The sequence below is a fragment of the Nocardioides sp. genome (assembly GCA_037045645.1).
Lineage (GTDB): Bacteria > Actinomycetota > Actinomycetes > Propionibacteriales > Nocardioidaceae > Nocardioides.
This window is the reverse complement of the sequence record JBAOIH010000001.1, coordinates 860,711-885,433: the sequence shown is the minus strand read 5'-3', so window position 1 is coordinate 885,433 and position 24,723 is coordinate 860,711. Positions and strand designations below refer to the sequence as shown.

Annotated in this window: 23 protein-coding genes; 6 read left to right on the top strand and 17 right to left on the bottom strand. The window is 68.8% G+C overall.

Annotation, left to right across the window (positions count from 1 at the left end):
• Positions 1 to 135: 135 nt before the first annotated feature.
• The 6 genes from V9G04_04250 to V9G04_04225 form a co-directional block, all read right to left on the bottom strand.
• Positions 136 to 495 carry a hypothetical protein gene (locus V9G04_04250; protein ID MEI2712514.1) on the bottom strand — a complete coding sequence of 120 codons (360 nt, stop codon included), beginning with the start codon at positions 493 to 495 and terminating at the stop codon, positions 136 to 138.
• Positions 495 to 791, bottom strand: a complete 297-nt coding sequence (locus tag V9G04_04245; GenBank protein ID MEI2712513.1) for a hypothetical protein — start codon at positions 789 to 791, stop codon at positions 495 to 497. Before V9G04_04245 ends, V9G04_04250 begins: the two co-directional genes overlap by 1 nt.
• Entirely contained in the window at positions 772 to 1,470 is a 699-nt protein-coding gene (locus V9G04_04240; protein MEI2712512.1) for a hypothetical protein, read from the bottom strand. The genes V9G04_04245 and V9G04_04240 overlap by 20 nt, the downstream gene beginning before the upstream one ends.
• Positions 1,471 to 1,549: 79 nt before the next feature.
• A complete protein-coding gene (locus tag V9G04_04235; protein MEI2712511.1) occupies positions 1,550 to 1,843 on the bottom strand; it encodes a hypothetical protein in 294 nt (97 codons plus the stop codon).
• A 10-nt stretch (positions 1,844 to 1,853) separates the two neighbouring features.
• A complete protein-coding gene (gene ligA, locus V9G04_04230) occupies positions 1,854 to 3,998 on the bottom strand; it encodes an NAD-dependent DNA ligase LigA (GenBank protein MEI2712510.1) in 2,145 nt (714 codons plus the stop codon).
• 36 nt (positions 3,999 to 4,034) lie between these two features.
• Positions 4,035 to 5,162, bottom strand: a complete 1,128-nt coding sequence (locus tag V9G04_04225) for a hypothetical protein (GenBank protein ID MEI2712509.1) — start codon at positions 5,160 to 5,162, stop codon at positions 4,035 to 4,037.
• 136 nt (positions 5,163 to 5,298) lie between these two features.
• Between V9G04_04225 and V9G04_04220 the strand changes: the two genes are divergently transcribed.
• Both V9G04_04220 and V9G04_04215 read left to right on the top strand, forming a co-directional pair.
• Positions 5,299 to 5,895 carry a TetR/AcrR family transcriptional regulator gene (locus V9G04_04220; GenBank protein ID MEI2712508.1) on the top strand — a complete coding sequence of 199 codons (597 nt, stop codon included), beginning with the start codon at positions 5,299 to 5,301 and terminating at the stop codon, positions 5,893 to 5,895.
• Between the two features lie 23 nt (positions 5,896 to 5,918).
• Positions 5,919 to 7,541, top strand: a complete 1,623-nt coding sequence (locus V9G04_04215) for an MFS transporter (GenBank protein MEI2712507.1) — start codon at positions 5,919 to 5,921, stop codon at positions 7,539 to 7,541.
• A gap of 465 nt (positions 7,542 to 8,006) precedes the next feature.
• On the opposite strand, the gene V9G04_04210 is transcribed toward V9G04_04215, so the two are convergent.
• A complete protein-coding gene (locus tag V9G04_04210) occupies positions 8,007 to 8,999 on the bottom strand; it encodes a methionine synthase (GenBank protein ID MEI2712506.1) in 993 nt (330 codons plus the stop codon).
• 130 nt (positions 9,000 to 9,129) lie between these two features.
• Here V9G04_04210 and V9G04_04205 point away from each other — a divergent pair, with 130 nt between their 5' ends.
• Entirely contained in the window at positions 9,130 to 9,828 is a 699-nt protein-coding gene (locus tag V9G04_04205) for a hypothetical protein (protein MEI2712505.1), read from the top strand.
• Positions 9,829 to 10,197: 369 nt separating this feature from the next.
• Here the strand turns inward: V9G04_04205 and mnmA are convergent, their stop codons facing one another.
• The 10 genes from mnmA to V9G04_04155 form a co-directional block, all read right to left on the bottom strand.
• Positions 10,198 to 11,304: a tRNA 2-thiouridine(34) synthase MnmA gene (mnmA, locus tag V9G04_04200; protein MEI2712504.1), complete on the bottom strand. Its 1,107-nt coding sequence runs from the start codon at positions 11,302 to 11,304 to the stop codon at positions 10,198 to 10,200.
• Positions 11,304 to 12,479: a cysteine desulfurase family protein gene (locus tag V9G04_04195; GenBank protein ID MEI2712503.1), complete on the bottom strand. Its 1,176-nt coding sequence runs from the start codon at positions 12,477 to 12,479 to the stop codon at positions 11,304 to 11,306. Before V9G04_04195 ends, mnmA begins: the two co-directional genes overlap by 1 nt.
• A 60-nt stretch (positions 12,480 to 12,539) precedes the next feature.
• Positions 12,540 to 13,526: a matrixin family metalloprotease gene (locus V9G04_04190; GenBank protein MEI2712502.1), complete on the bottom strand. Its 987-nt coding sequence runs from the start codon at positions 13,524 to 13,526 to the stop codon at positions 12,540 to 12,542.
• Positions 13,527 to 13,592: 66 nt separating this feature from the next.
• Positions 13,593 to 14,705 carry a glutamate 5-kinase gene (gene proB, locus V9G04_04185; GenBank protein MEI2712501.1) on the bottom strand — a complete coding sequence of 371 codons (1,113 nt, stop codon included), beginning with the start codon at positions 14,703 to 14,705 and terminating at the stop codon, positions 13,593 to 13,595.
• The gene (gene obgE, locus V9G04_04180) at positions 14,702 to 16,246 is read right to left on the bottom strand and encodes a GTPase ObgE (protein MEI2712500.1); all 1,545 of its coding nucleotides are present in this window, start codon (positions 16,244 to 16,246) and stop codon (positions 14,702 to 14,704) included. Before obgE ends, proB begins: the two co-directional genes overlap by 4 nt.
• Positions 16,247 to 16,330: 84 nt before the next feature.
• Positions 16,331 to 16,585 carry a 50S ribosomal protein L27 gene (rpmA, locus tag V9G04_04175; protein MEI2712499.1) on the bottom strand — a complete coding sequence of 85 codons (255 nt, stop codon included), beginning with the start codon at positions 16,583 to 16,585 and terminating at the stop codon, positions 16,331 to 16,333.
• Between the two features lie 57 nt (positions 16,586 to 16,642).
• Entirely contained in the window at positions 16,643 to 16,954 is a 312-nt protein-coding gene (gene rplU, locus V9G04_04170) for a 50S ribosomal protein L21 (protein MEI2712498.1), read from the bottom strand.
• A gap of 181 nt (positions 16,955 to 17,135) precedes the next feature.
• On the bottom strand, positions 17,136 to 20,303 hold the full coding sequence (locus V9G04_04165; protein ID MEI2712497.1) for an Rne/Rng family ribonuclease: 3,168 nt from the start codon (positions 20,301 to 20,303) through the stop codon (positions 17,136 to 17,138).
• A gap of 347 nt (positions 20,304 to 20,650) precedes the next feature.
• Positions 20,651 to 21,844: a winged helix DNA-binding domain-containing protein gene (locus V9G04_04160; protein MEI2712496.1), complete on the bottom strand. Its 1,194-nt coding sequence runs from the start codon at positions 21,842 to 21,844 to the stop codon at positions 20,651 to 20,653.
• Positions 21,841 to 22,557 (bottom strand): TIGR03936 family radical SAM-associated protein, encoded by a 717-nt coding sequence (locus V9G04_04155; GenBank protein MEI2712495.1) that lies wholly within the window; start codon positions 22,555 to 22,557, stop codon positions 21,841 to 21,843. The genes V9G04_04160 and V9G04_04155 overlap by 4 nt, the downstream gene beginning before the upstream one ends.
• Positions 22,558 to 22,655: 98 nt before the next feature.
• Between V9G04_04155 and V9G04_04150 the strand changes: the two genes are divergently transcribed.
• The 3 genes from V9G04_04150 to V9G04_04140 are packed head-to-tail and all read left to right on the top strand — an operon-like array spanning position 22,656 to position 24,722.
• A complete protein-coding gene (locus tag V9G04_04150) occupies positions 22,656 to 23,438 on the top strand; it encodes a glycosyltransferase family 2 protein (protein MEI2712494.1) in 783 nt (260 codons plus the stop codon).
• A complete protein-coding gene (locus V9G04_04145; GenBank protein MEI2712493.1) occupies positions 23,435 to 23,830 on the top strand; it encodes a DUF2304 domain-containing protein in 396 nt (131 codons plus the stop codon). Before V9G04_04150 ends, V9G04_04145 begins: the two co-directional genes overlap by 4 nt.
• Complete coding sequence (locus tag V9G04_04140; GenBank protein ID MEI2712492.1) at positions 23,823 to 24,722, top strand: glycosyltransferase; 900 nt, start codon at positions 23,823 to 23,825, stop codon at positions 24,720 to 24,722. Before V9G04_04145 ends, V9G04_04140 begins: the two co-directional genes overlap by 8 nt.
• The last annotated feature ends 1 nt before the right edge of the window (position 24,723 follow it).

Below are 24,723 nucleotides of genomic sequence, written 5' to 3'. Positions count from 1 at the left end.
CGGCCCGCTCCCCGGTGGTTGAGGAGCGCCGCAGGCGCGTCTCGAAACCACCTCCCCGTGCGTGTGCGGCGTGGTTTCGAGACGCTCGCTGACGCTCGCTCCTCAACCACCGATCCCGGCCCGCCCGGCGCCCGATCACACTCCAGGCGAAGTCGCGTCAGGGTCGAAGTCGTCGTCCTCTTCGATCGCACGGCGAGCCGCCTCGCCGTGCTCCTCACCCATCCTGGTCATGTGGTCGCGGATGAGTTCCGCGTAGGGCGACGAGCCGTCGAAGACCTCCGCCCACGACGTACGGCCTGCGTCGATGTGGCGCGCCAGTTCGCGCATGTCCTCACCGAGTTCGCCTGAGCGCGCCTGCCGCTGAAGTTCTTCGGTCTCCTCGCGGGTGGGCGCCAGCCGTACCTTCGCCGCGTCGAGGGCCGCTCTGGCGTGCGCCATCGTGTTGTGCAGTTCGGCGCGCGCGGCGGCCAACTGCGCTTCGAGTGCGGCATCCATCACGGTGCCGTGGGCGTGGCCGGCAGGTCATCGATCGTGAACGAGATGACCAGGCCTTTGATGCAGCCCTTCATCACGTTCAGGAAACTCCAGAACACCGAGATGACCTTGCGGGCGTTGTTGATCAGGTGCCAGGCCTCCTTCAGCGTCTTGACCAGCTTCCACTGGCCATAGAGCGGGATCGAGGCGTACGTCCACCCGGCCGAGATCACGCTGACGAAGAACTTCACGGTGTCGAAGACCAACTGGGCCATGTTCATCGCCTCGTCGACCATGTCACGCAGGTGCGCACCCATCTGCGTCATCGCACCGCTTTGCGCCTTCATCGCCGAGACCCATTTCCGCGGCCTTGGCGTCCGAAGCCACCGCTGCCTCGCCGAGCCAGGTCTTCTTGATGGCGCGCTGCCCGTGCTCGAGGTTGGTACGCACGCTGAGAGCCGCCTCGGCATACATATCCCACGCCGCGGCCTGACGGTCGGCCTTGCCGATGTCGCCCGCCACCTGACGGGTGACCCAGTCGCGGGGGTCTGGCAGTCCGGCCATGCTGGCCAGGTCGCAGGCCTGGTCGAACGGGAATCCGAACTTCATCTGGGGCAACTCTTTGCCCGAGGCCGGGCAGAACAATGACATTCCGGCCACGTCACCGAATCCGCTGGCATCACCATCGTCGGTGATGGCCTTGCCGATCCCGAAGGTCTGAGAGACGCGTTTGTCGGTCTCGGCGAAGTCGCGCGCGACCTGACGCAGTCCCGTTGCGGTCTGATCGAGCCGGGTGCTGTCTTCGCCCAAGATGGCGTGGAAGGCGGGCAGCAGCGATTCGTACTCGCCGGTGACCAGCTCCAGGATCCGGCCGAAGTCACCATCGGCGATCTGAGACATCGCATCGCCTTGCAACTGCTTGGCGTCTTGTCCGGCGCGATCGACCAGACTGGCATAGCCGCGCAGATCGGACAGTTCTACTTGGATCACACTCACGACAGCATCCTCGTTCGACTCGTTCGGTCACGAAGTCATGCCCGCGACGAGCGCGTCACAAACGGCGCAGGGGTCGTGATCAACTCGTGACGGCCAGGAAGAAGGCGGCCATCTGCGCCACCAAGGCGGACAGGCCGAACGCCCAGGAGATGGGATCCGACCAACGGCTGCGCAACCAGATCAACCAGCCCAGCAGACTCACTGCGCCGACGCCCACCACCGCGAGACGTACGCCGCCTGTCGCCTCCAGGAAACCCGCAGCCACCACCACGAGTGCCATCAACGCCACGCCGACCATCACGCGCTCGAGCAGGACGCCCTGCACGGCGCGCCCCATCGCGCGAGCCGTCGACTCTTCACGCGGTTGGTCCATGGCGGGCAATCTACTCCGCTGCCGACGGGGGGCCGTCGTCGAGCAACTGCACGAATCCCGCCTCATCGAGGATGGTCAGTCCCAACGCCTCGGCCTTGTCCGCCTTCGAACCGGCATTCTCGCCGACGACCACATAGTCGGTGTTCTTGGAAACCGACCCTGCCGCCTTGCCGCCGCGGCTGATGATCGCCTCCTTGGCCGAGTCTCGCGAGAAGCCCTCCAACGACCCGGTCACCACGATCGTCAGGCCCTCCAGCGTCCGGGCGACCGACGCATCGCGCTCGTCCTCCATGCGTACGCCCGACTCCGCCCACTTCTCGACGATCGCGACGTGCCAGTCGGACTCCGGTCCGTCGAACCATTCACGCACCGCCTCGGCGATGATCGGGCCGACCCCCTCGGCCGCAGCCAGTTGCTCCAACGAGGCACCGCGGATCGCCGCCAACGACCCGAACTCGTTCGCCAACGCCCGCGCGGCCGTCGGACCGACGTGGCGAATCGAGAGTCCGACCAACACCCTCCACAGCGGCGCCTTCTGCGCAGCCGCAGTGAGGTTGGCCAGCAATCGCTCGCCGTTGGCAGACAGCATCCGGCCGTCGATGGCCGCATCCGCCTCGGTCTTCTTGGCCGCGCGTGTGAAGAGCTCGGTGCGCATCAGGGCGGCGTGATCGAGATCGAAGACATCCCCTTCGTTCTCGATCACGCCGGCTTCGAGGAGTGCGTACGCCGCCTCGCTGCCGAGCCCCTCGATGTCGAACGATCCCCGCCCGGCCACGTGGAACACCCGGTCGAGCACCTGGGCGCGACAGGCTCGGTGATTGGGGCAGCGCAGATCCTTGTCGCCCTCCTTCTGCTCGACGAGTTCGGTGCCGCACGACGGACACGCCGACGGCATCACCCACTCGGGCAGTCCCTCGGGGCGCAGCGCGAGCACCGGTCCGAGGATCTCGGGGATCACGTCGCCGGCCTTGCGCAAGATGACGGTGTCGCCGGGTCGTACGTCCTTGCGCTTGACCTCGTGGGCGTTGTGCAACGTCGCCCGCTCCACGGTCGATCCGGCGACCCGGGTCGGCTCCATCACCCCGAACGGCGTGACCCGCCCCGTACGCCCCGTGTTGACCTCGATCGAGAGCAACTTGGCGTTGACCTCCTCAGGCGGGTACTTGAACGCGATCGCCCACCGCGGCGCCCGCGACGTCGAGCCCAGGCGGCGCTGCAGCGCCACCGAGTCGACCTTCACCACGACTCCGTCGATCTCGTAGGGCACGATCGTGTGCCGGTGCTCGCCGACGTGCTCGACGAACGCCTCGACGTCCTTCAGAGTCGGCAGCACCCGCACCTGATCTGACGTCGGCAGGCCCCACGCGGCGAGCGCGTTATAGGCGTGGCTCTGCGCCTGCGGCTCGAAGCCCTCCCGCGCGCCGATCCCGTGACACACCATGCCGAGGTCACGCGTGGCCGTCACGCGCGGGTCCTTCTGCCGCAGCGACCCCGCAGCGGCGTTGCGCGGGTTGGCGAACATCGCCTTGCCGGCCTCACTCATCGAGCGGTTGAGCTTTTCGAAGGCCTCGGCGGGCAGAAACACCTCACCGCGCACCTCGATCAAACCCGGCACCGGGAAGTCGTTGGAGCCGGTCAGGCGGTCCGGCACCGACGCGATCGTGCGTACGTTCGGCGTCACGTCCTCGCCGGTCCGCCCGTCGCCGCGCGTGAGCGCGCGCACGAGACGGCCCTGCTCGTACAGCAGGTTGATCGCGAGACCGTCGACCTTGAGCTCGCAAAGCAGAGCGGCATCGTCGATGCCTTCGCGACCCAACCGCGCGTGCCACGCGGCCAGTTCCTCGAAACTGAACGCGTTGTCGAGTGACTCCATCCGCTGCAGGTGGTCGACGGCCGTGAACTCGGTCGACACCGCGCCCCCGACCTTCTGCGTGGGCGAGTCGGGCGTGCGCAACTCCGGGAACTGCTCCTCCAGCGCCTCCAACTCGCGCAGGCGCGCGTCGAAGTCGGCATCGGACAGGGTCGGGTCGTCGAGGACGTAGTAGCGCCAGCGGGCGTCCTCGATCTCCTCCGACAACTCCTGGTGCCGCTCGCGCGCTTCGGGCGGCGCCGCCTCGACAGCGGTGTCGTCGTCGGCAGGCGTCACGTCAGGCATGGGGACGATTCTGCCGCGAGCCACCGACAGCCGGAATCAGGACCTGCCGAACTGTTCGCGGGTGAAATCGAGTACGCGCCGCTCGGTGGTCACGCCGACCAGTGGCTGCTTGACCGTGCGTTCCATGCTCCCCCACCAATCGACGCTGAGTTGAGCCGCCCGGAAACCCTTCGGGATCTGACCGCGACGAGGCTGCGTACGCATCGCGATCACCTGGTCGACGCGCCGCTGCAGTGCCCAGGCGAAGCCCGGCTGCGTACCCTTGCCGGGCTTGTAGAAGAACCACACCGGCCCTCGCTTACCTTTGAACTTCCGGCAGCGCCCGGCGAACTTCTCGTCCTGGCACGGCTTCTCGGCCAGCCAACGCGGCCAGTTGGGGCTGGCGACGACGTCGATCACGCTGGGGTCGCCCTCGGCGATCCACCTGCGATCGGCCCGGCCGCCGAGGGCGCCCTCACCGAACGCGAATCGCTGGGGCGAGCGTCGTACGCGCTTGTAATAGGCCCAGCCTCCCCGCGAGATCAGCATCGCGCCGATCTGGGCTCGGTGGTTGCTGGGCACGATGTCCCACTGGCTCGGGTCCTGCTCGCCGCCCTTCCACTTGGCCACGGTCTCACCGGCCGCCACCACGTCGGGCGTGGTCTGCAGCCGCAGTCGGGGGTCGGTGGCGATCGCGACCAGGGTCTCGACCGGGATCGGCAGGTCCAGTTTGCGGGGATCCTTCGTGATGCTCGGTCCTGCGTAGTAGGCCGTGCTCGCCTCGGTGCCATGGATCGCGGTCACGAAGACGATGCCGGGGTCCTCCTCGGGCTCCAACTCCTGCCAGCCGAGGATCACCTGGGTCTCGCCGGGCCCTGCGAGTTCCACGCAGGTGCTGTACTCGGAGCAGGCGTACGGCTCGTCGGCTCGCGGCCAGACGTACGCGCGCAGCAGGTCGCCGTCGCTGTCGCCTCGGGCGTCGTATCGGAAGTCGGCACCCTTGACGCCACGCAGCGTCGGCCACTTGTCCGTCCACATCGCGCCGCGCGAGTCGGTGTCGCTCGGCGCGTGCTGCAACATCACCCAGGCCACCGCCCTTGACGTGATCGGCACCAGCTCCTGGGCCTGCGCGCCGGGCAGCGCGAACGCCGAGAAGAGGAGAAGGAGTACGCCCAGTCGTCGCATGCGCGCGAACGTACGCCCGGTGCCCGCAGCCGCGGAAGCGGTCTAGACCGAATCGTTGCTGAGTTGGATCGAACGAGACCCTTCCGTACGCTGCATGAAACGAAACCGTTCCGTTCCATCCAAGGAGTCCCCCGCCATGTCCCCCGCCGAGACCGCCACCCGCCCCCGGGTCGAGGGCGACCGCGAGCAGGAGATCTACGACGCCACCCTCGAGGTGCTCGAAGAGGTCGGGTACGACCGGCTGACCATGGACGCCGTCGCGACGCGCGCCAAGGCCGGAAAGGCGACGCTCTATCGGCGCTGGAACGGCAAGCCCGAGCTCGTGGTGGCCACGATCATGTCGTTCAAGGGCACCTCCCCCGAGGTCGACACGGGCACCTTGCGCGGCGACCTGATCACCCTGCATTGCGGACAAGGCGGGCTGACCGATCAGCGCGCGCAGACCATCTTGTCGGTCCTGGTCACGGCGATGACGCGTGACCCTGAGTTCGCCGATATCTATCGGCGTGACTTCATCGGCTCCAAGATGGCTCGCACCCGAGAGGCGTACGTCCGTGCGCAGGCACGCGGCGAGATCGCCGACGACCTCGATCTCGATCTGATCGCGCCCGCGCTGGCGGGCATCACCTTGCACCGGGCCTTCCTGCTCGGCGACCACGCGACGCCGGCGCTCATCGAGCGCATCGTCGACACCGTCATCCTGCCCGCCGTCGGGCTCTCGACGGCCCACTGACCCCACTATTCGAAGGCATCCTCATGACCTCTGCCAGCACCATCGAGCCCGAAACCGAGTCCCCGGCGCGTCATCCAGGCTGGGCCCTCGTGCTGATCTGCATGGCCCAGATGATGGTCGTGCTCGACGGTACGATCGCCAACATCGCGCTGCCCTACATCGGCGCCGACCTCGACATCTCCCAAGCCAACCTGTCGTGGATCGTGACCGGGTACGCCCTCACGTTCGGCGGCTTCCTGCTGCTCGGCGGCCGCCTGGCCGACCTCTTTGGGCGGCGTCGGATCTTCATGGTCGGCGTCCTCGTCTTCGCCGCCGCCTCCCTGATCGGCGGGACCGCCCAAACGGAGTTCGTACTCCTCGCCGCTCGTGCCCTGCAAGGCACCGGCGCCGCGATGGCGTCCCCCGCCGCCCTGGCGCTGATCACCACCACGTTCGCCCCCGGTCCGGCGCGCAACCGGGCATTCGGTGTGTACGCGGCGATGGCCGGCATCGGTGCCGCGGTCGGACTGCTCCTGGGGGGTTGGTTGACCGGCATGGACCACCCCTTCGGCATCGCGGGGTGGCGCTACACGTTCCTGTTCGTGGTGCCCGTCGGCTTGCTCGCGGCCTTCTTCGCCCCGCGCGTACTGCCCGAGTCGGACCGCCACGACGGCGAACTCGACGTGCCCGGCGCCGTCACCGCGACCGCGGGGCTGCTCGCGATCGTGTTCGGACTCACCCGCGCGGGCGAGGAGGCACACGGCTGGACCGACACCTGGACGATCGTGTCGCTGCTTGCCGGCGCCGCTCTGATCGGGGTCTTCATGTTGATCGAGACGCGCGTCGAGCACCCGCTGCTGCCGTTCCGGGTGTTCAACAGCAAGAGTCGTCGCGTCGCGTTCGTGGTGATGATGATCGTGCCGGGTGCGATGTTCGCGATGTTCTTCTTCCTGTCGCTGTTCACCCAGTTGGTGATGGGCTATTCGCCGCTGAAGACCGGTGTGTCCTTCCTGCCGTTCTCGGTCGGCATGATCCTCTCGGCGACCACCGCCTCGAAGCTGATCGCGAAGGTGGACCCGCGCTTCCTGTCCGGCATCGGCACCCTGCTGGCGGCCACCGCGCTGTTCGGCTTCAGCCGTCTCTCAGTGCCTGACGACGCCTCGGGGATTCTGTCCACCGTGGCTGGCGGTGGCCACCTGGGCCAGGACGTGAACTATTGGACCCACGTCATGCCGTTCATCCTGCTGATGGCATTCGGGATGGGGCTCAACTTCGTGCCACTGACCCTCACCGCGCTGCACAATCTGCGCGCCGAGGACTCCGGCATCGGGTCCGGGGTGCTCAACACCATGCAGCAGGTCGGCGGCGCGCTCGGCCTGGCGACCCTGTCGACCGTGGCGCTGCACTTCGCCTCGCAGCGCACGGCCGAGATCGCACCGACGCTGGTGGCGGCTGCGGAGAAGGGCCACCTGCCGTTGACGCCCGACCAACTCGGCGGACTGGCCGGGCTGACCGGCTTCGCGCACGGTGCGACCACCGCCTTCCTGGTCGGCAGCTGCATGCTGCTGCTGGCCTCGTCGATCGTGTGGCTGTTCCTCGACGTCAAGCACGAGGACTTGGCCCAGGACGCGCAGGAGCACCCCGACGCCGCGTTGCATATGGGGTGAGGCGAGGAGTGAGGTGGAGGTAGGCCCGCAGGGCCTGCCGGAGCCGAGCCCCGCAGCCCTCACCCCAATTCAATATGGGGTGAGGCGAGGAGTGAGGTGGAGGTAGGCCCGCAGGGCCTGCCGGAGCCGAGCCCCGCAGCCCTCACCCCAATTCAATATGGGGTGAGGCGAGGAGTGAGGTGGAGGTAGGCCCGCAGGGCCTGCCGGAGCCGAGCCCCGCAGCCCTCACCCCAATTCAGAATGGGGTGAGGCGAGGACGTCGAGGGAGGTACGCCGAGCGCAGCGAGGTGTGCCGGACGAGGCCCCCGTACCTCTTCGCGCGTACGCGTGAACTGGTGCGGCTGGAACGATCCAACCCGTACGCGTTCGCGCGTCCGCGTGAACTCGTACGGGGCCAAGCTCACGAACGCCCTCGGCCGAGAAGGTTGGCGGCTGCTGCAGGACCGAAGGAGCGCCAAACCCGCCCTAACTCAGCGCCCGCGCCACGCTCGTCGTCAGGGAGAGCGCGCGGCGCGCCCAGTCGTACGACGCACCGGCCAGGCCACACGACGGCGTGATGACCAGGCGCGAGCCGAGCGACTCCGGATCGAGACCGAGCATGTCCAGCACCCGCGACACCGAGCCCACCAGAGCCGTGTCGGGCGGGGCGGGGCCTGGCTCGACACTGGGGGTCACCCCGAGCGCCACGACCAGACCGGAGTCGGCCGCTTCGGCGAGTTCGTCCCACGCACCAGCACCGAGGATGGCCGGATCCACAGCCAGACCCGCAGCCCCGGCGCCGGCCAGCAGCGCGAGGCCCGGATCGGTGGCGCACGAATGTACCCACGGGTGCGCACCCGACTCCACGACGGCCGCGAAGGTCCACCCCAGGGCCGCCGACACCTCGGCTGGTTCGACCGCGCGATGCCGACCGAATCCCGACGCGGTCGGCACCCGTGCACCCAACACCGACGACAGCACAGGTTCGTCGACCTGGACGATCAGCTGCGTGACGTCCGGGAGCCGACGGCGTACGTCTGCGACGTGACCCCGTACGCCCTCTGCCAGCGCCTGGGCCAACTCGCGACGCGCCCCGTGGTCGGCGAGAACCTTGTCTCCGCGCGGGCGTTCGACGGTCGTGGCCAGCGTCCACGGCCCGGCGACCTGGATCTTGAACACGCCCGAATATCCCTGCGCGTGCTCCTCCAACGCGTCGAGATCCTGCGCCAGCAGCGACCGCGCCCGCCGTTGGTCGACTCCGCCTCCGGATCCGGTCAGACGCCAGCCCGCTGGTTGCAGATCGGCTCCCAACTCAGCCACGAGCCCCAGCGCACGCCCCGTCATCGAAGCGTGCGCACCTCGACCGGGCAGCTCGGGTAGATGCGGCACGGACAACTCGCCGAAGACGACACGCACCCACTCGTCGTACGCCCGCGAATCCGAGCCGGGGTAGGAGCCGATCGCGGTCGCCAGAGCCATGGGCGTCAGTCTCGTCGGGCGTGGGCGGGATCACGAAACTGAGCGGCGGCGTCGTTCGTCCTATGGAGATAGGCCACCTGCACTCGACCCGGAAAGTCTCAGCATGCGTTCCCCCTCGAAGGATTCACTCGTGGATCCCGAGAATCCCACTCCCGACGACCACACCGGCGACGATCACACTCCCGACGAAAGTTCCGGCCTCGGCCTGAGCGCACCTCAGGTGATGGGTTCGGCGCTGGCAGCCATGACTGCGGCGGTGTTCGCCTCGTGGCTCGGCGTTGCCGGCACCGTGATCGGCGCGGCGGTCGGCAGCCTGTGCGCCACGATCGGCGGTGCTGTCTATTCGCGTTCGCTCGACAAGGGCACCCAGGCCGTACGCCGGTCGGTGCGCCCCTCGCGCGACGGGACATCGGTCACTCTCGGCGCGAAACCCCGCCTGACCACGCGGCTCAAGGAGGTCTCGTGGAAGCCGGTCGCGCTCGGCACCGCACTCGCACTCGGGCTTGGGTTGGGCGGCCTGACGGTCGTCGAGAAGGTCACCGGCAAACCGATCTCGACTGTCACCAAGGGCAACTCGGGCAGCGGTACGACGGTCGGCCACGTCTTTGACCGCGACTCACAGCACAAGCCGACCCAGAAGCCAACCCAGAAGCCAACCCAGCAGCCGACCCGATCGATCACCACCGAAGTGACCACCCCAACCGGCGCCCCCACGCCGACACCGACCGTCACCGTCACGGTCACGCCAACCCAGACTCCGACCGTGGAGCCCACCGAGACCCCGACCGAGGTGCCCAGCCCGGGCGCAACTCAGACATCGGCGCCCTAAGTGATCGCCTGGGCAGTGGTTTCGAGACGGCCGCAGACGCGGCCTCCTCAACCACCGGGGTCGCCGGATCGTACGCACGAGCGTCGCCGATGGGCAGGGGTTTCGAGACGGCCGCAGACGCGGCCTCCTCAACCACCGGGGTCGCCGGGTCGTACGCACGAGCGTCGCCGATGGACCCTGGTTTCGAGACAGCCGCAGACGCGGCCTCCTCAACCACCGGGTCGCCGGATCGTACGCACGAGCGTCGCCGATGGACCCTGGTTTCGAGACAGCCGCAGACGCGGCCTCCTCAACCACCGGGTCGCCGGATCGTACGCACGATCGTCGCCGATGGGCAGGGGTTTCGAGACGGCCGCAGACGCGGCCCCCTCAACCACCGGGTCTGCGCGTCGTGCTCACGATGGTCGCCGAACCCACCACCCGGCTGCCCGCATAGATCACCGCGGCCTGGCCGGGCGCGATGCCGTACGCCGGGTCGAGCAACTCGATCGACACGTGCTCGCCCTCGACAACGACCTGCGCGCGGTGCTCGTCCCCGTGCGCGCGCAACTGCACCGTCACATCCTCGCCGTCGAGGACGGTGGGAACCGTGCCGCACCAGCGCGGCCGGTCGGCCGCGATCGCGGTGACAGCCAGGTGTTCGCGGGGGCCGACCGTCACAGTGCCCGACACCGGCTCGATGTCGAGAACGAAACGCGGCTTGCCGTCGGGTGCCGGGCGACCGATCCGCAGCCCCTTGCGCTGGCCGATGGTGAAGGCGTACGTCCCGTCATGCGACCCGACCACCTCACCGGCCTCGTCGACGATCGCGCCACCATGGTTGGGCGCCCGTTCGCCGAGCTTCTCTCGCAACCAGCCGGCGTTGTCGCCGTCGGCGACGAAGCAGATGTCGTGCGAGTCCGGCTTGTCGGCCACGAGAAGACCGCGGCGGGCCGCCTCTTCGCGTACGGCGGGCTTCGTGGTGTCACCCAGGGGGAACATCGCGTGCCGCAACTGGTCCTGGTCGAGCACGCCGAGGACGTACGACTGGTCCTTGGCGTGGTCGACCGCGCGATGCATCTCGATCAGCCCGTCCGCGCCCTGCCGCAACTCGGCGTAGTGACCCGTGGCGACCGCGTCGAAGCCCAGCCCCAAAGCCCGATCCAATACAGCGGCGAACTTGATCTTCTCGTTGCAACGCAGGCAGGGGTTGGGCGTACGCCCTGCGGCGTACTCGTCCATGAAGTCCTCGACCACGTCTTCGTGGAAGCGCTCGGAGAGATCCCAGACATAGAACGGGATGCCGATCACGTCGGCCGCGCGGCGCGCGTCGTTGCTGTCCTCGATGGTGCAGCAGCCGCGAGCGCCGGAGCGATAAGAGGCGGGGTTGCGCGACAGCGCGAGGTGTACGCCGACCACGTCGTGGCCCGCCTCGTGGGCGCGCGCGGCGGCGACCGCCGAGTCGACTCCCCCGGACATCGCGGCGACGACCCGCATCAGCGCATCCTCGAGTTGGCCGAGCGCGCCCTCTCGACGGCCGGTCCGATCGCCGTCACCACAGCGTCGACGTCGCCTGGCACCGAGGTGTGCCCGAACGTGAAGCGCAACGAGTGCCTGGCCTGCTCCTCTTCGCATCCCATGGCGAGCAGCACGTGGGAGGGCTGAGGTACGCCGGCCGAGCACGCGGAGCCGGTCGAACATTCGATGCCGCGCGCGTCGAGCAGCATCAGCAGGGAGTCCCCCTCGCAGCCTGGAAAGCCGAGGTGGGCGTTGCCGGGCAGCCGCTCGGGTCCGGGCCCAGCTCCGTGCAGATGGGCGTCCGGCACCACCTCGATGACACGGCGGACCAGGTCGTCTCGCAACGCGCTCACCTGCGCAGCATGCTCGGTTTGGGACTTCACCGCGGCTTCGACCGCAGCCGCCATCGACGCGATCGCGGGAGTGTCCAGCGTGCCGGAACGGATGCGCTCCTGTCCCCCGCCGTGATCCAGCGGCGTCACGTCGACCTCACGGCGTACGACCAGCGCCCCCACCCCGAAGGGTCCACCCAGCTTGTGCCCGGTGAAGGTCAGCGCGTCGACGCCTGACGTGGCGAAATCGACCGGAACCGAACCCACGGCCTGGACGGCGTCGGTATGCACCGGGATCCCCACCGCACGCGCGATCCGGGTGACATCGGCCAGTGGTTGCACGGTGCCGACCTCGTTGTTGGCCCACATCGCGGTGACCAGCGCCACCGAGTCGGGATCGCGCGCGATCGCCGCCTCCAATGCCGCGACGTCGAGACGGCCCTCCTCGTCGACCGGCAGCAACTCGACCTCGGCGCCTTCGTGCTCGGCCAGCCAGATCAGCGGGTCGAGGACCGCATGATGCTCGACGGCCGTCGACAGGATGCGTACGCGTCGAGGGTCGGCGTCTCGGCGCGACCAGAAGATTCCCTTGACGGCCAGGTTGTCGGCCTCGGTGCCACCTGAGGTGAACACCACCTCACCGGGGCGACAGTTGAGCGCGGCGGCGATCGTCTCGCGCGATTCCTCCACCACTCGACGGGCCGCACGCCCCGACGCGTGCAGCGACGACGGGTTGCCCACATCACTCAGCCGCGCGCTCAACGCCTCGACGGCGACGGGCAGCATCGGCGTCGTCGCGGCGTGGTCGAGATAGACAGTCATGGCTGATCAAGCCTAGATGCCGCCAGGTTGTTCCCAGGTTGTCCCCTATCGAGAACTCCTTCAGCGCAGGCCGTACAGCTTCTTCAGGCCCAGGTAGTCGCCCAGCCCCAGCGTGCGGTCTTCCTTGCTGCAATACGGCAGCAGGTGCGGCATCGTCAGGTTCCAGTGCGCCTCGGAGATGTGGTCCAGGCCGTACGCGTGCCCGAACTCGTGGGTAAGCAGCGACTGGAGGTCCAACACGTCGGTGCACTTCGGGTCGACGCCCACACCCAGACCGTCGGAGGCCTCCAGCAGGATGTCGGCGGTAAAGATCCGGCCCTTGCCGTCGTAGTAGAAGCACGTCCAGCCGGCACTGTCCCCGCCGAGCTTGCCCCAGCCGACGACGTTCTTGCCGTCCTGAGCGCCGCAGCTGGCTCCGTCCTTGGTCGCCCGGATACCGGGCTTGAGCGAGGTGGTGCCCAGATAGCCGACGTACGCGTCGATCTTGTCGTCCAGGCCGCAGTCGTTGCGACCCGAGGAGACGGTGCGACCCGCACGCTTGACCGCGCGCAGTTGCGCCTTGGTGGAGAAGCCCGCCAGCTGGCCGGTCTTGTTGTACGAATAGCGCAGCCGACTCTTCCACCGCGGTGCGTCCGGGTAGAGCTTGTAGGCCTTGTCCTGGCACGCGGGCAGGGGGGCTCGGGCCTTGTCGAGGTCGCCCGGCAGCGTGGTACGGGTGCGTACGACCCCGTCGAAGTGCTCCACGATCAACCGCTGGGGCGCACCTGATCCGGAGTCGCCCACCGAGACCACGGCCTGCCCTTGCGGGGGTACGACCGCGGATGCGCCGCCGGAGACGACCAACCGCCCGGTCAGGTCACAGGCGGCGCCACGCGCCAGCACGGTCGCCTCGATCGGCGCCTGGCCGGCACAGGCGCGTGCGAGCACCACGTCGGCGCTCGGCCCAGCGTGGGTGGGCGCAGCGTGAGTAGGCGCCGCCACGAGAGCAGCCGAGACCGTCAGGCCGAGCAGAGCGCCGAGGAGACGCAGGCGGGTCATCCAAGACATGAGCGGCAGCGTACGCGTTGGGCCGAGCACGCGGGCACACCCGTCCGAGGTGGAGGACGGCAGAATTCAGAGCAGTACGAGGGCGTCGCGGTGCACGACCTCGCGCTCGTAGCCGGCACCGAGATCTCGCTTGAGTTCGGCAGACGTACGCCCGACCAGGGCCGGGATCTCCACGGAGTCGAAGTTCACCAGCCCTCGGGCGACGGGGGTGCCGTCGGGGTCCACCAGATCCACCGGGTCTCCAGACGAGAAGGTGCCCTCGACTCCGGTGAGTCCGGCCGCCAGGAGAGATGCGCGGCGCTCGACCACTGCGCGTACGGCGCCCGCGTCCAGCCCGAGTCGGCCCCTGGGTTCGGTGGCGTGCGCCAACCACAACAGACGGGTCGGTCGGCGCCGCCCAGTCGGCCGGAAGAGGGTGCCGACCTCCTCCGCGGCGAGGGCGCGACCAGCGCTCGGGGCATCGGTCAGCACGACCGGGATCCCGGCTCCGGTCGCGATCCGAGCCGCCTCGACCTTGGTCTGCATTCCGCCGGAGCCGAGCCCGGCTGCGCCGGTCTTGCCGATCCGCACGTGGGCGAGGTCGTCGAAGGAGGCGACCTCGGGGATCAGTGACGTGCCCGGGTTGCGCGGGTCACCGTCATAGAGACCGTCGACGTCGGACAACAACACCAACAGGTCGGCATGCACCAGGTGCGAGACCAGCGCGGCCAGCCGGTCGTTGTCGCCGAACCGGATCTCGGAGGTAGCGACCGTGTCGTTCTCGTTGACGATCGGCAGGACGCCGAAGTCCAGCAGCTTGGCGAAGGTCTGATAGGCGTTGCGGTAGTGGCTGCGCCGGGTGACGTCATCGACCGTGAGCAGCACCTGGCCGGCGATCACGCCGTGGCGAGCGAGTTCCTCGGTATAGCGGTGCACCAGCAGGCCCTGACCGACCGAGGCGGCGGCCTGCTGCGCGGGCAGCGACTTGGGGCGCTTGGCGAGCCCGAGCGGAGCCAGACCGGCCGCGATGGCGCCGGACGACACCAGCACCACCTCGACCCCACGTGATCGCACCCCGGCGAGGACATCGACCAACGCTCGTACGCGCTCGGGGTCGATGCCACCTGCTGCCGTGGTCAGGGAGGACGAGCCGACCTTGACGACGATCCGTTTGGCGGCGGCGACCTGGCGTCTGGTCACGACTCTTCTCGGCTCGGGTCGTACTCCGCCCAGTCCGGGTCTTCCTGCGACCCGATCTCATAACTGCTCGGCCCGTATTCATCTGGGCGGTCGATGCGCCGCGCCACGTCGGCACGTGCTTCGTTCTCGCCTCGCTCGGGGAAGGCCGCGTCGATCTGGCGTCGACGCCCCGCAGCGGGGCGCTGCTCGTGGAAGCGCTGATCCTCGCCGCGGCGGGCGAGATTCTCCGCGCCCGCGTCGATGCCCGGCTTGAAGTCGAAGACGACCGCGTTGTCGGGGTGACCGATGAGCACGGCGTCGCCCTCCTGCGCGCCCAGTTCGAGCAGCCGGGTCTCGACACCGAGTCGGTTGAGGCGGTCGGCCAGGAAGCCGACTGCCTCGTCGTTGGAGAAGTCGGTCTGGCGGACCCAGCGTTCGGGGCGGGTGCCGCGTACGCGCCAACCGTCCTCGGTCTCGGAGATCGTGAAGTCGTCGGCCCCGTCGACCGAGCGCGGTCGCAGTACGACCCGCTTGGCCTCGCTTGCGGGCCGCTCCTTGCGGGCCTGCTCGACGATCTGCGCCATCGCGAAGATCAGTTCGCGGGTGCCCGCACCCGAGGCTGCGGACACCGGGAAGACCCGCAGCCCGCGCTCTTCGATATCCTCTTGGACCATTTCGGCGATGTCGGCGCCGTCGGGCACGTCGATCTTGTTGAGCGCGACCAGCCGAGGACGGTCCTCAAGGCCGCCATAGCGACGCAGCTCGTCCTCGATGATCTCCAGGTCGTCGACCGGGTTGCGGCCCGGCTCGATCGTCGCGGTGTCGACCACGTGCACGATCGCCGCGCATCGTTCGATGTGGCGCAGAAAGTCGTGCCCGAGACCGCGACCCTCGGCAGCCCCTTCGATGAGACCGGGGACGTCGGCGACGGTGAAGGTGGTGTCGCCAGCGCGCACGACGCCCAGGTTGGGCACCAGCGTGGTGAACGGATAGTCGGCGATCTTGGGCCGCGCCCGGCTGATCGAGGCGATCAGACTTGACTTGCCCGCGCTGGGGAAGCCGACCAAGCCGATATCGGCGACGACCTTGAGTTCGAGCACGATCTCCAGCTCGTCGCCCGGCTCGCCCAGCAGTGCGAAGCCGGGTGCCTTGCGCTTGCTGCTGGCCAGCGCCGCGTTGCCCAGACCCCCCTTTCCGCCCTGCGCGATCACGATCTCGCTGCCAGCCCCGACCAGGTCCGTCAGCACCTCGCCGTCGCGGGCCGCCACCAACGTCCCGTCCGGAACAGGCAGGACCAGGTCGCTGCCGTGCGCACCGTTGCGGTGTCCTCCGGCTCCGTGTCCGCCGTTCTCGGCCTTGCGCCGCGGGCTGTGGTGGTAGTCGATGAGCGTCGTGACGTCGGGGTCGACGCGCAGGATCACCGAGCCGCCCGGGCCGCCGTTGCCGCCGTCCGGGCCACCGAGCGGCTTGAACTTCTCCCGGTGCACGCTCGCCACGCCGTTGCCGCCGCGTCCGGCCGCGATATGCAAGGTGACACGGTCGACGAACGTGGGGACTGCCATGGGTGCTCCTGGGGTTGAGAACTGCGAAAGGGCGCCCCGAGATCGGGACGCCCTTCGCGCAGAAGTTTCAGTGTCGCCGGTGCGTCACTCGCCCGGGACGACGTTGATGACCTTGCGACCACGCTTGGTGCCGAACTCGACGGCACCGGCCTGGAGCGCGAACAGGGTGTCGTCGCCACCGCGACCGACGCCTGCGCCCGGGTGGAAGTGCGTGCCACGCTGGCGCACGATGATCTCGCCGGCCTTGACGACCTGTCCGCCGAAGCGCTTCACGCCGAGGCGCTGGGCGTTGGAGTCACGACCGTTCTTGGTGCTCGCGGCACCCTTCTTGTGAGCCATTTCTTCAGTCCTTGTTCGCGATGAGGCTGTGTCTGGTCCTGGTGTCCGGGCCGAGACTCAGAGGGAGATGTCGGTGACCTTGACCTGGGTGTACTTCTGGCGGTGACCCTGGCGCTTCTTGTACCCGGTCTTGTTCTTGTACTTCTGAATGACGATCTTCGGGCCCTTGGTGGCACCGGTGACCTCGGCCTTGACGCTGGCCTTGTCGAGACCGGTCGCGGTGACCTTGTCGCCGTCGACGACCATCACGACGGGAAGCGAAACAACGTCACCCTCACCGGCCACCTTGGGGTCGAGGCGGTCGATCTCGATGACGTCGCCCACGGCAACCTTCTGCTGCTTGCTGCCACTGCGCACGATCGCGTACACGGCACTCTCCTCGTCGAACTGCTCGGCTTGCTAAAACTGTGGAACCCGGTGCGCGCCAACCGACCATATGGAGCGGTGGGGCACGCGGGCGGCATGCGGAACACGCCGAGGAGCAACAGTACGGGATCGGGTGTCACCGGGCCAAAACGCGGGCCCCCGTTCGCGCTCCGTCGGCGAGTGCTCAGCGTTTGCGCCCCCGGCGCTTGACCGGGACGTGCTCGAAAGTCGTCCCCGACTCGTCTGCGGCACCGGTTTGCGCTTCGGGAGCCTCCTGGGCGACTGAGCCGCCCTCGGGGGCCCGGTCGCTCTCGAAACTCTGGTCGCTCTCGAAACTCTGGTCGCGCTCGAGACTCTGGTCGCTCCCGGGAGCCGGGTCGCCCTCAGACGTGGCGTCGCCGGCCGCGTCAGGGGCCGACTCCGCCGGAGTTGCGCCGTCGGAGACCACCGGCGGGCCCGCGGGGCGGCTCGCGGCTCGCCGACGCGTCCGGGTCACGACCCGCGGCGCGGCAACGGACCGCTCGGCTGTGTCAGCAGCGGGCTGCTCGGCTGCGTCGGGCACGCTCTGCTCGGGTGCAGTCGGTTCCGACACGGCTGACTCGACAGAAGCCACCGCCTCCGGCGCTTCGACGGGCTCGGCCACCTCCGCGGGCTCCGCGGCTTCGCCAGATTCCGGCTTGGCCATCGCCGCTACATCGCGGGGGCTCGGGACGGCCGGACGGGCCGGGTTGCCGTTCTGGCTTCCGTTCTGGTTGCCGTTCGAACCGGTGCCCCGACCGTTGCCGGAGTTGTTGCCGGACGCGTCGTTGTCGCCGCGACCGCGGCCTCCACGCGTACGCCGGGAGCGACCGCCGCCGTTGTCATCGGGCGACCGCTTCGGCTCGACCGGCGCCTCGGCCACGATCACACCGCGGCCGGAGCAGGCATCACACGACTCCGAGAATGCCTCCAACAACCCGGTGCCGATCCGCTTGCGGGTCATCTGCACCAGGCCGAGCGAGGTGACCTCCGCGACCTGGTGACGGGTGCGGTCGCGACCCAGGCACTCGACCAGGCGACGCAGCACGAGATCGCGGTTGGACTCCAACACCATGTCGATGAAGTCGACCACGATGATGCCGCCGATGTCGCGCAACCGCAGTTGGCGCACGATCTCTTCGGCTGCCTCGAGGTTGTTCTTGGTGACGGTCTCTTCCAGGTTGCCGCCGGAACCGGTGAACTTGCCGGTGTTGACGTCGACCACGGTCATCGCCTCGGTGCGGTCGATCACCAGAGAACCACCCGAGGGCAGCCACACCTTGCGGTCCAGGCCCTTGTGGATCTGCTCCTCTATGCGCAGCTGCGTGAAGAGGCCGCGACCGCCGTTGTTCGCCTCGGCGGGGTCGTACTTCTCCATCCGCTCCGCCAGGTCGGGGGCCACGTGCTCGACGTACCCGTGCACGGTGTCCCAGGCGTCGTCACCCTCGATGACGAGCTTGGCGAAGTCCTCGGTGAACAGGTCGCGCACGACCTTCAGCGTCAGGTCGGGCTCGCCATAGAGCAACTGCGGGGAGTTGCCCTTGCCGGCCTTCTTCTCGATGTCGTCCCAGCGGGCCTTGAGCCGCTCGACGTCACGCGTGAGTTCGTCCTCGGCGGCGCCCTCGGCCGCGGTGCGCACAATCACCCCGGCGGTGTCGGGGACGATGTCCTTGAGGACCGTACGCAGGCGGGTGCGCTCGGTGTCAGGCAGTTTGCGCGAGATGCCGGACGTGGTGCCGTCGGGCACGTAGACCAGGAATCGACCGGCCAACGAGATCTGGCTGGTCAGACGAGCACCCTTGTGCCCGATCGGGTCCTTGGTGACCTGGACCATCACGGCCTGCCCCGACGAGAGCACCGACTCGATCTTGCGGGGCTGTCCCTCCGGGTGGCCCAGCGCCGACCAATTGACCTCACCGGCATAAAGCACGGCGTTGCGGCCCTTGCCGATGTCGATGAAAGCGGCCTCCATCGACGGCAGGACGTTTTGCACCCTGCCGAGGTAGACGTTGCCGATCAGCGACGTCTGCGACTCCCGCGCGACATAGTGCTCGACGAGCACCTTGTCCTCCAGGACCGCGATCTGGGTGACATCGTCGCGCTGACGGATGGCCATCACCCGGTCGACAGACTCACGCCGGGCCAGGAATTCCGCCTCGGTCACAATCGGCGCGCGGCGACGGCCGGCCTCGCGACCCTCGCGGCGACGCTGCTTCTTGGCCTCCAGGCGAGTGGACCCCGACACCGCGGTGATCTCGTCCTCCACGGAGCGACCACGGCGTACGCGGGTGACGGTGTTGGCCGGGTCGTCGGAGGCGTTGTCGCTCTCCTCGCCCGCCCGGCGGCGCCGACGGCGACGACGTGACGTCGTGCTCTCGGACTCCTGGGCATCGTCGGCGGCCTGGGGGTCTCCCGACTCACCCTCGGCGTCGGACGCCTCGGCATCGGACTCGTCGCCAGCACCGGGACGACGACGGCGACGCCCTCCCCTGCGGCGACGACGCCGCGCCGGGCCCTGCCCGGAGTCGTCGTCCGAGGAGTCGTCGTCAGCGTCGTCGGCAACGGCGTCTTCGCCGTCATCAGTCTGGCGTTCGGAGGTCTCGGCGGACTCGTCACCGCTCCCCGAGTCCGGTGTGGTCTCCGCTTCCGGGTCAGTTGACTCGCCGGCCTCGTCCGGCGCCGTGTCCTCGGTTGCCTCGGGCTCGACGGCAGGGCTGGACTTCTTCCGCCTGCGCGTGGACTTCGACTTCTGCGAGCCGCCCTTTTCGGAGGCGGCAGTCTCGGCAGCAGCAGTCTCGGGCGCCTGGAACAGCGGCGCCCCGACCGCGGGTCGATCCGACGATTCGGAGGTGTCCTGCGAGGCATCCGCCGCTTCCACGGAACCCGTCGCGTCTGGCGTCTCGGGCGCCACCTTCTTGCGCGAGGCGCGCTTGCGGGGGGCCTTCTTCGCGGGCGCCGCACTCGCCGCTTCGGAGTTGCTCTCGTCCACGGGGGCAGCCTCCGCAGCCAGTTCGTCGAGCGCCACCTCGACGGCCTTGGGCTTGCGAGGTGCCCGTTTGCGCGGTGTCTTGGCAGGCTGACTCTCCTCGGTGGACGTCGAGTCCACCGACTGGTCTGCCGCGGCGTCGCGCGGCGGCAACGTGTCCTGACCCTCGCTCGTCGGGTCAGTGGACGCGACCTTCTTGGTGGCCCGTTTGCGGGTGGTCTTGCGGATCACGGGGGCCGCGGCCGCCTCCGGCGTGCCAGGCCCTGAATCTGTGGGAGTGTCTGTGGGCGTGTCGGGCGCCGCTGCCTCGCGGGTCGATTCGCCGGAGAGATCTTCGTTGTCGAGCATGGTGCTCCTCAGTCCGCATCGCTGCGGAGGTAGGCGCAACCCGAGGACGTGCTCGTCCGAGATCGGACGGGCGCGGTCCGGGCCGCACAAAGCTTGCGTGGCGGCGACACTCCCCGCTGGTGCGTCGAACGGGCCAGATCGTCGGCCTACCGCGGTCGCTGGGCCTGTGGTTCAGGCCGCGTCGCGGGCTGGCGGCGATCGGACTCGTCGTGCCGGGACCCCAGGCCCGCGGACGGGCATCAGGACCGGCGAGAACGTCGTCGGATCTCAGCACTCCGGACGGGCCGGGGTGCCTCGATCGAGGGTCAGTATCGCACAACATCACACTGGAGCGGGCGACGCCGCGATCACGGGAGCGGCTCACCCTTCATCAGAGCCGACTTGTAGACACTGCGGACCTCTTCACCGTCCAGGACCCCGGTCAGTCGCTCCGACTCGGCCTCGATCAAGGCTCGTTGTCGTGCCGTCACTCCCGCGTGCACGACCGGCACGACCCGCGCTCGCTCGTCTTGCACCCACGCACCCACGATGTGGCCGTCCACCCAGATCGTGGTCCCAGCGTTGCCGTTGGTGTCGAACAGGAACGGCGTCAACCTCGGATCCAGGTAGAAGTCGCGGCCCCGCCATCCCATGGTGGTCGGGTCGAGGGTGGGCAGCAGGGCGACCCATTCCTCCGGAGCCGAGACCTCGTCCAGATCGTCCGGCAGCAACCAGGCCGCACTGCCGTCCTCCAGGCCGACGCCGACCGCCTCCACGTCGATGAGCGCCTGTCGTACGGCTGCCTTGGTGGCGCCCAGCCACCAGACCAGGTCGGCCTCGGTGCCGGGACCGAAACGGGCCAGCCACCGGCGCACCAACTCGGCGTACCCCGCCTCGCGGGTCCAGGGAGAAGGCACGTCTCCCAACCACGTCGACGTCGCCGTCCACAGCGGTTTGGAGATGCGCCAATGCCCGGCGTTGTGCCCGCGTACGACCTGCCCGCGCGCACCTAGCAGCGTGAGGACGCGTGGCGCGAACGATTGCGCCACCGCCCAGCGTCGGGTCGGGTCTGCCTGGGTGCGCCCCTCGATCTCCGGCAACTCCTCGCGCAGCGCGGTCGCGGACATCTCGTCGCCGCCTCGCAACCGCGCGAGCACAGCAGCGCATGCCGTCGCTACCCACGCCTCACCGTCCTCGGCGACGCCATGTCGGACGATCTCCTTGGCAAGCCGGGCCGCTTCCTGCTGCGCCACTCGCGCAGAAACACTCCCCCAGGCCGCGGGCAGCAACTCGCGGGCAAAGACGAAGAGCGTGCGCCGCATCGCCAGTTGTTTGACCAGCGTCCGGTCTCGATAGAGGGCGCGCTCGACCTCGTCCAGCGAAGGATCGCGCAACCGCGCGGCGGCGGACAGGTGCACCGTCGGCGGTTCGGTCGAATGCAACACGACCAGAGCATCGGTGACCTCCTCGGCCGAACCCAGCCGCGCCCCGGGGGCGAGCGCGTGCCTGAGACCGAGTCGCGCTCGACGTTCGGCGTCGCTGACCGTACGCACGAAGTTCACGCGAACGGATCGCCGATCTCACCCGTGGAATCGTCGAGGACTCCCTGGGCGAGCCGGCTGAACAGTGGGCCGTCCAACACCGCACCGGCCTCGACTAGGGCGCGTACGACATCATCGGGACGCACCGAGGGCTCACCGTGCCTGAGCACCAGATCCAGCACGAGCCGGCCTTCATCGCTGGTCGCGACGACCAGCGCGATCACAGCAGCGCGGGCATCGAAGGTACGCAAACCCTTCTTGGTCATCCGCTGAACCGGGTGCTCGTCGGTCGCCAGGAAGGTCGCCACCGCCGCGGCGGCCGGCTCACCGGCACCCGATGCCTCGATCCGCCACCGACTGCCCGTCAGCCGCTCGGTCAACGAGGTGCGGTTCTCCGTCGGGGTCTCCACGATCTCCAGCACGTCGAGCCCGTCGGGCAACGAGTCGGCCAACGCAGCCAGTGCGACCACGGGGTCGATCACCTCACGCAGGCCGATCTCGAGGTATTCGGCCTCGCTGGCCGCGCCGGTCGGTGAGGCACCGGCGTACGAGATCCGCGGGTGCGGGTTGAAGCCCGAGGAGTACGCCATCGGCAACCGAGCCCGAAACACCGCACGCTCGAAAGCCCGGGAGAAGTCACGGTGGGAGGTGAACCGGAGTCGGCCGCGCTTGGCGTACCGGATCCGAAGCCGCTGTACCGGCGGTGCCTGCTGGGGTGGTTGCTCGCGAGACACGGGACCTTCCTTGTTTCTGGCCTTGTTCTTGGCCCTGCTCGAAGGACGAGCCTAATGGTGAGCCGCTGCGCCAGGTTGCCCGTTGCTAGCCTTCGTACATGCCCCACCCGAGCCCGACTCCGCGCGTTCTGGTGATCGTCCCGGCATGGAACGAACAGGGCTCGATCGCCGACACCTTGGCCGAGATCAAGGCGACCAACCCCGAGGTCGACGTGCTCGTGGTCGATGACGGATCCGGCGACGCCACCGTGTTGCGCGCTCGTGAGACCGGAGCCCTGGTGTGCGAGTTGCCGTTCAACCTCGGCGTGGGGGGCGCCATGCGGACGGGTTATCGCTACGCGCTGCGCCACGACTACGACGTGGCCGTCCAGATCGACGCCGACGGCCAGCACGATCCTCGGTTCCTCCCCGGACTCGTGGCAGCGCTCGACCACTGCGACGTGGCGATCGGAGCAAGGTTCGCCCACGCCGACGACCCTTATCGGGTCCGCGGCCCGCGCCGTTGGGCGATGGTGCTGCTCGCGCGGGTGCTCTCCCTCGTAACGCGGGCTCGATTGACCGACACCACGTCGGGCTTTCGTGCCGGCAACCGTCGCGCCATCGCCATCTTCGCAGCGCACTACCCGGCCGAATACCTCGGCGACACCGTCGAATCGCTGGTCATCGCCAGCAGGATGGGCTGCAAGGTCGTGCAGATCCCGGTGGACATGCGCCCTCGCCGAACCGGTCGGGCCAGCACGTCCCCGGCCCGCGCCGCCCTCTATCTGATGCGCGCCGTCGTCGCGCTCGGCCTGGCGCTCGTACGCAAATGGCCGGCCGCCTTCGACGAGGGCGCCACCCACTCGGTCATCACCCAGGGGCAGCAGGAGGCCGCCTCATGACCGGCCCGATCCTGCTGGGACTCACGAGCTCGCTGATCATCCTCTTCACGCTGTTCGAGATGATGCGCCGCCACCGGTTGCGCGAAAAGTACGCCGTCATCTGGTTCGTGATCTCGGTCGGGGCATTCATCCTCGCTGCGTTCCCGCCCGTTCTGGAGGGAATCAGCCGGTTCATCGGCCTCGAAGTGCCGACCAACCTGCTCTTCTTCGTCGCCTCGATCGTGCTGTTGGTCTTGAGCCTGCAGCACAGTTATGAGCTCGGTCGCCTGGAGGCACAGACCCGGACCCTGGCCGAGGAACTCGCGCTCTTGCGGCTGGACGTACGACGACTCGACGAGCAGCGGGGCGAGAATCCACGCACGAGTGAGCAGGAGCCCGACCAGGATGGGTGACGCGCCGCTGCTCGAGGTGATGTTGCCCTTCTGGGGCGACCCTCAACTCCTCTACGACGCCGTCGAGAGCGTCCGCTCCCAAGAAGATGCCCGGTGGCGGCTCACGATCGTGGACGACTGCTATCCCGACGAGTCGGTCGCCGCCCACTTCGCAGCCGAGACCGACCCGCGCATCCGCTACGTACGCCACGAGGTCAACCTGGGCATCACCGCCAATTACGAGGCGTGCCGGGATCTGGCGCAGTTGCCGCTGATGATGTTCCTGGGCTGCGACGACCTGATGCTGCCCGGCTTCGTCTCCCGGGTACTGGCGCTGCACGCGCGGCACCCGGACGCCGGCATCATCCAGCCGGGCGTACGCGTGATCGACGAGCACGGAGATCCGGCCGAGCCGCTCGGCGACAAGGTCAAGCGCGCGCTGCGTCCCCACGCCGACGCTCCACTGGTCCTTCGAGGCGAACGGCTGGCTACGAGCCTGCTGCACGGCAACTGGCTGTATTGGCCGTCGTTGGTGTTTCGCACCGAGGTGATCCGGCGTTATCCCTTCCGCGACGGCCTGCCGATCATCCAGGACATGGCACTGGTCGTGGACATGGCCGTCGGGGGTGAGTCGCTGGTCCTCGACTCCGAGGTCGTCTTCGCCTACCGGCGCCACACCGAGAGCGCGTCGTCGGCCAGCCTGCTGACCGGCCGACGCCTGCCCGACGAGCGCACCTACTACGCCCAAGCCGTCGACCAGATGGCCGCGCGAGGCTGGCCCAAGGCGAGGCGAGCCGCCCGGCTGCGTTGGACATCCCGCTTGCACGGCCTGACCCTGGTCCCGGCTGCGCTCAAGTCGCGAGACCCGCAAGCGCTGCGCGCGGTCGTACGTCACGCCGCCACGCTGCTTTAGG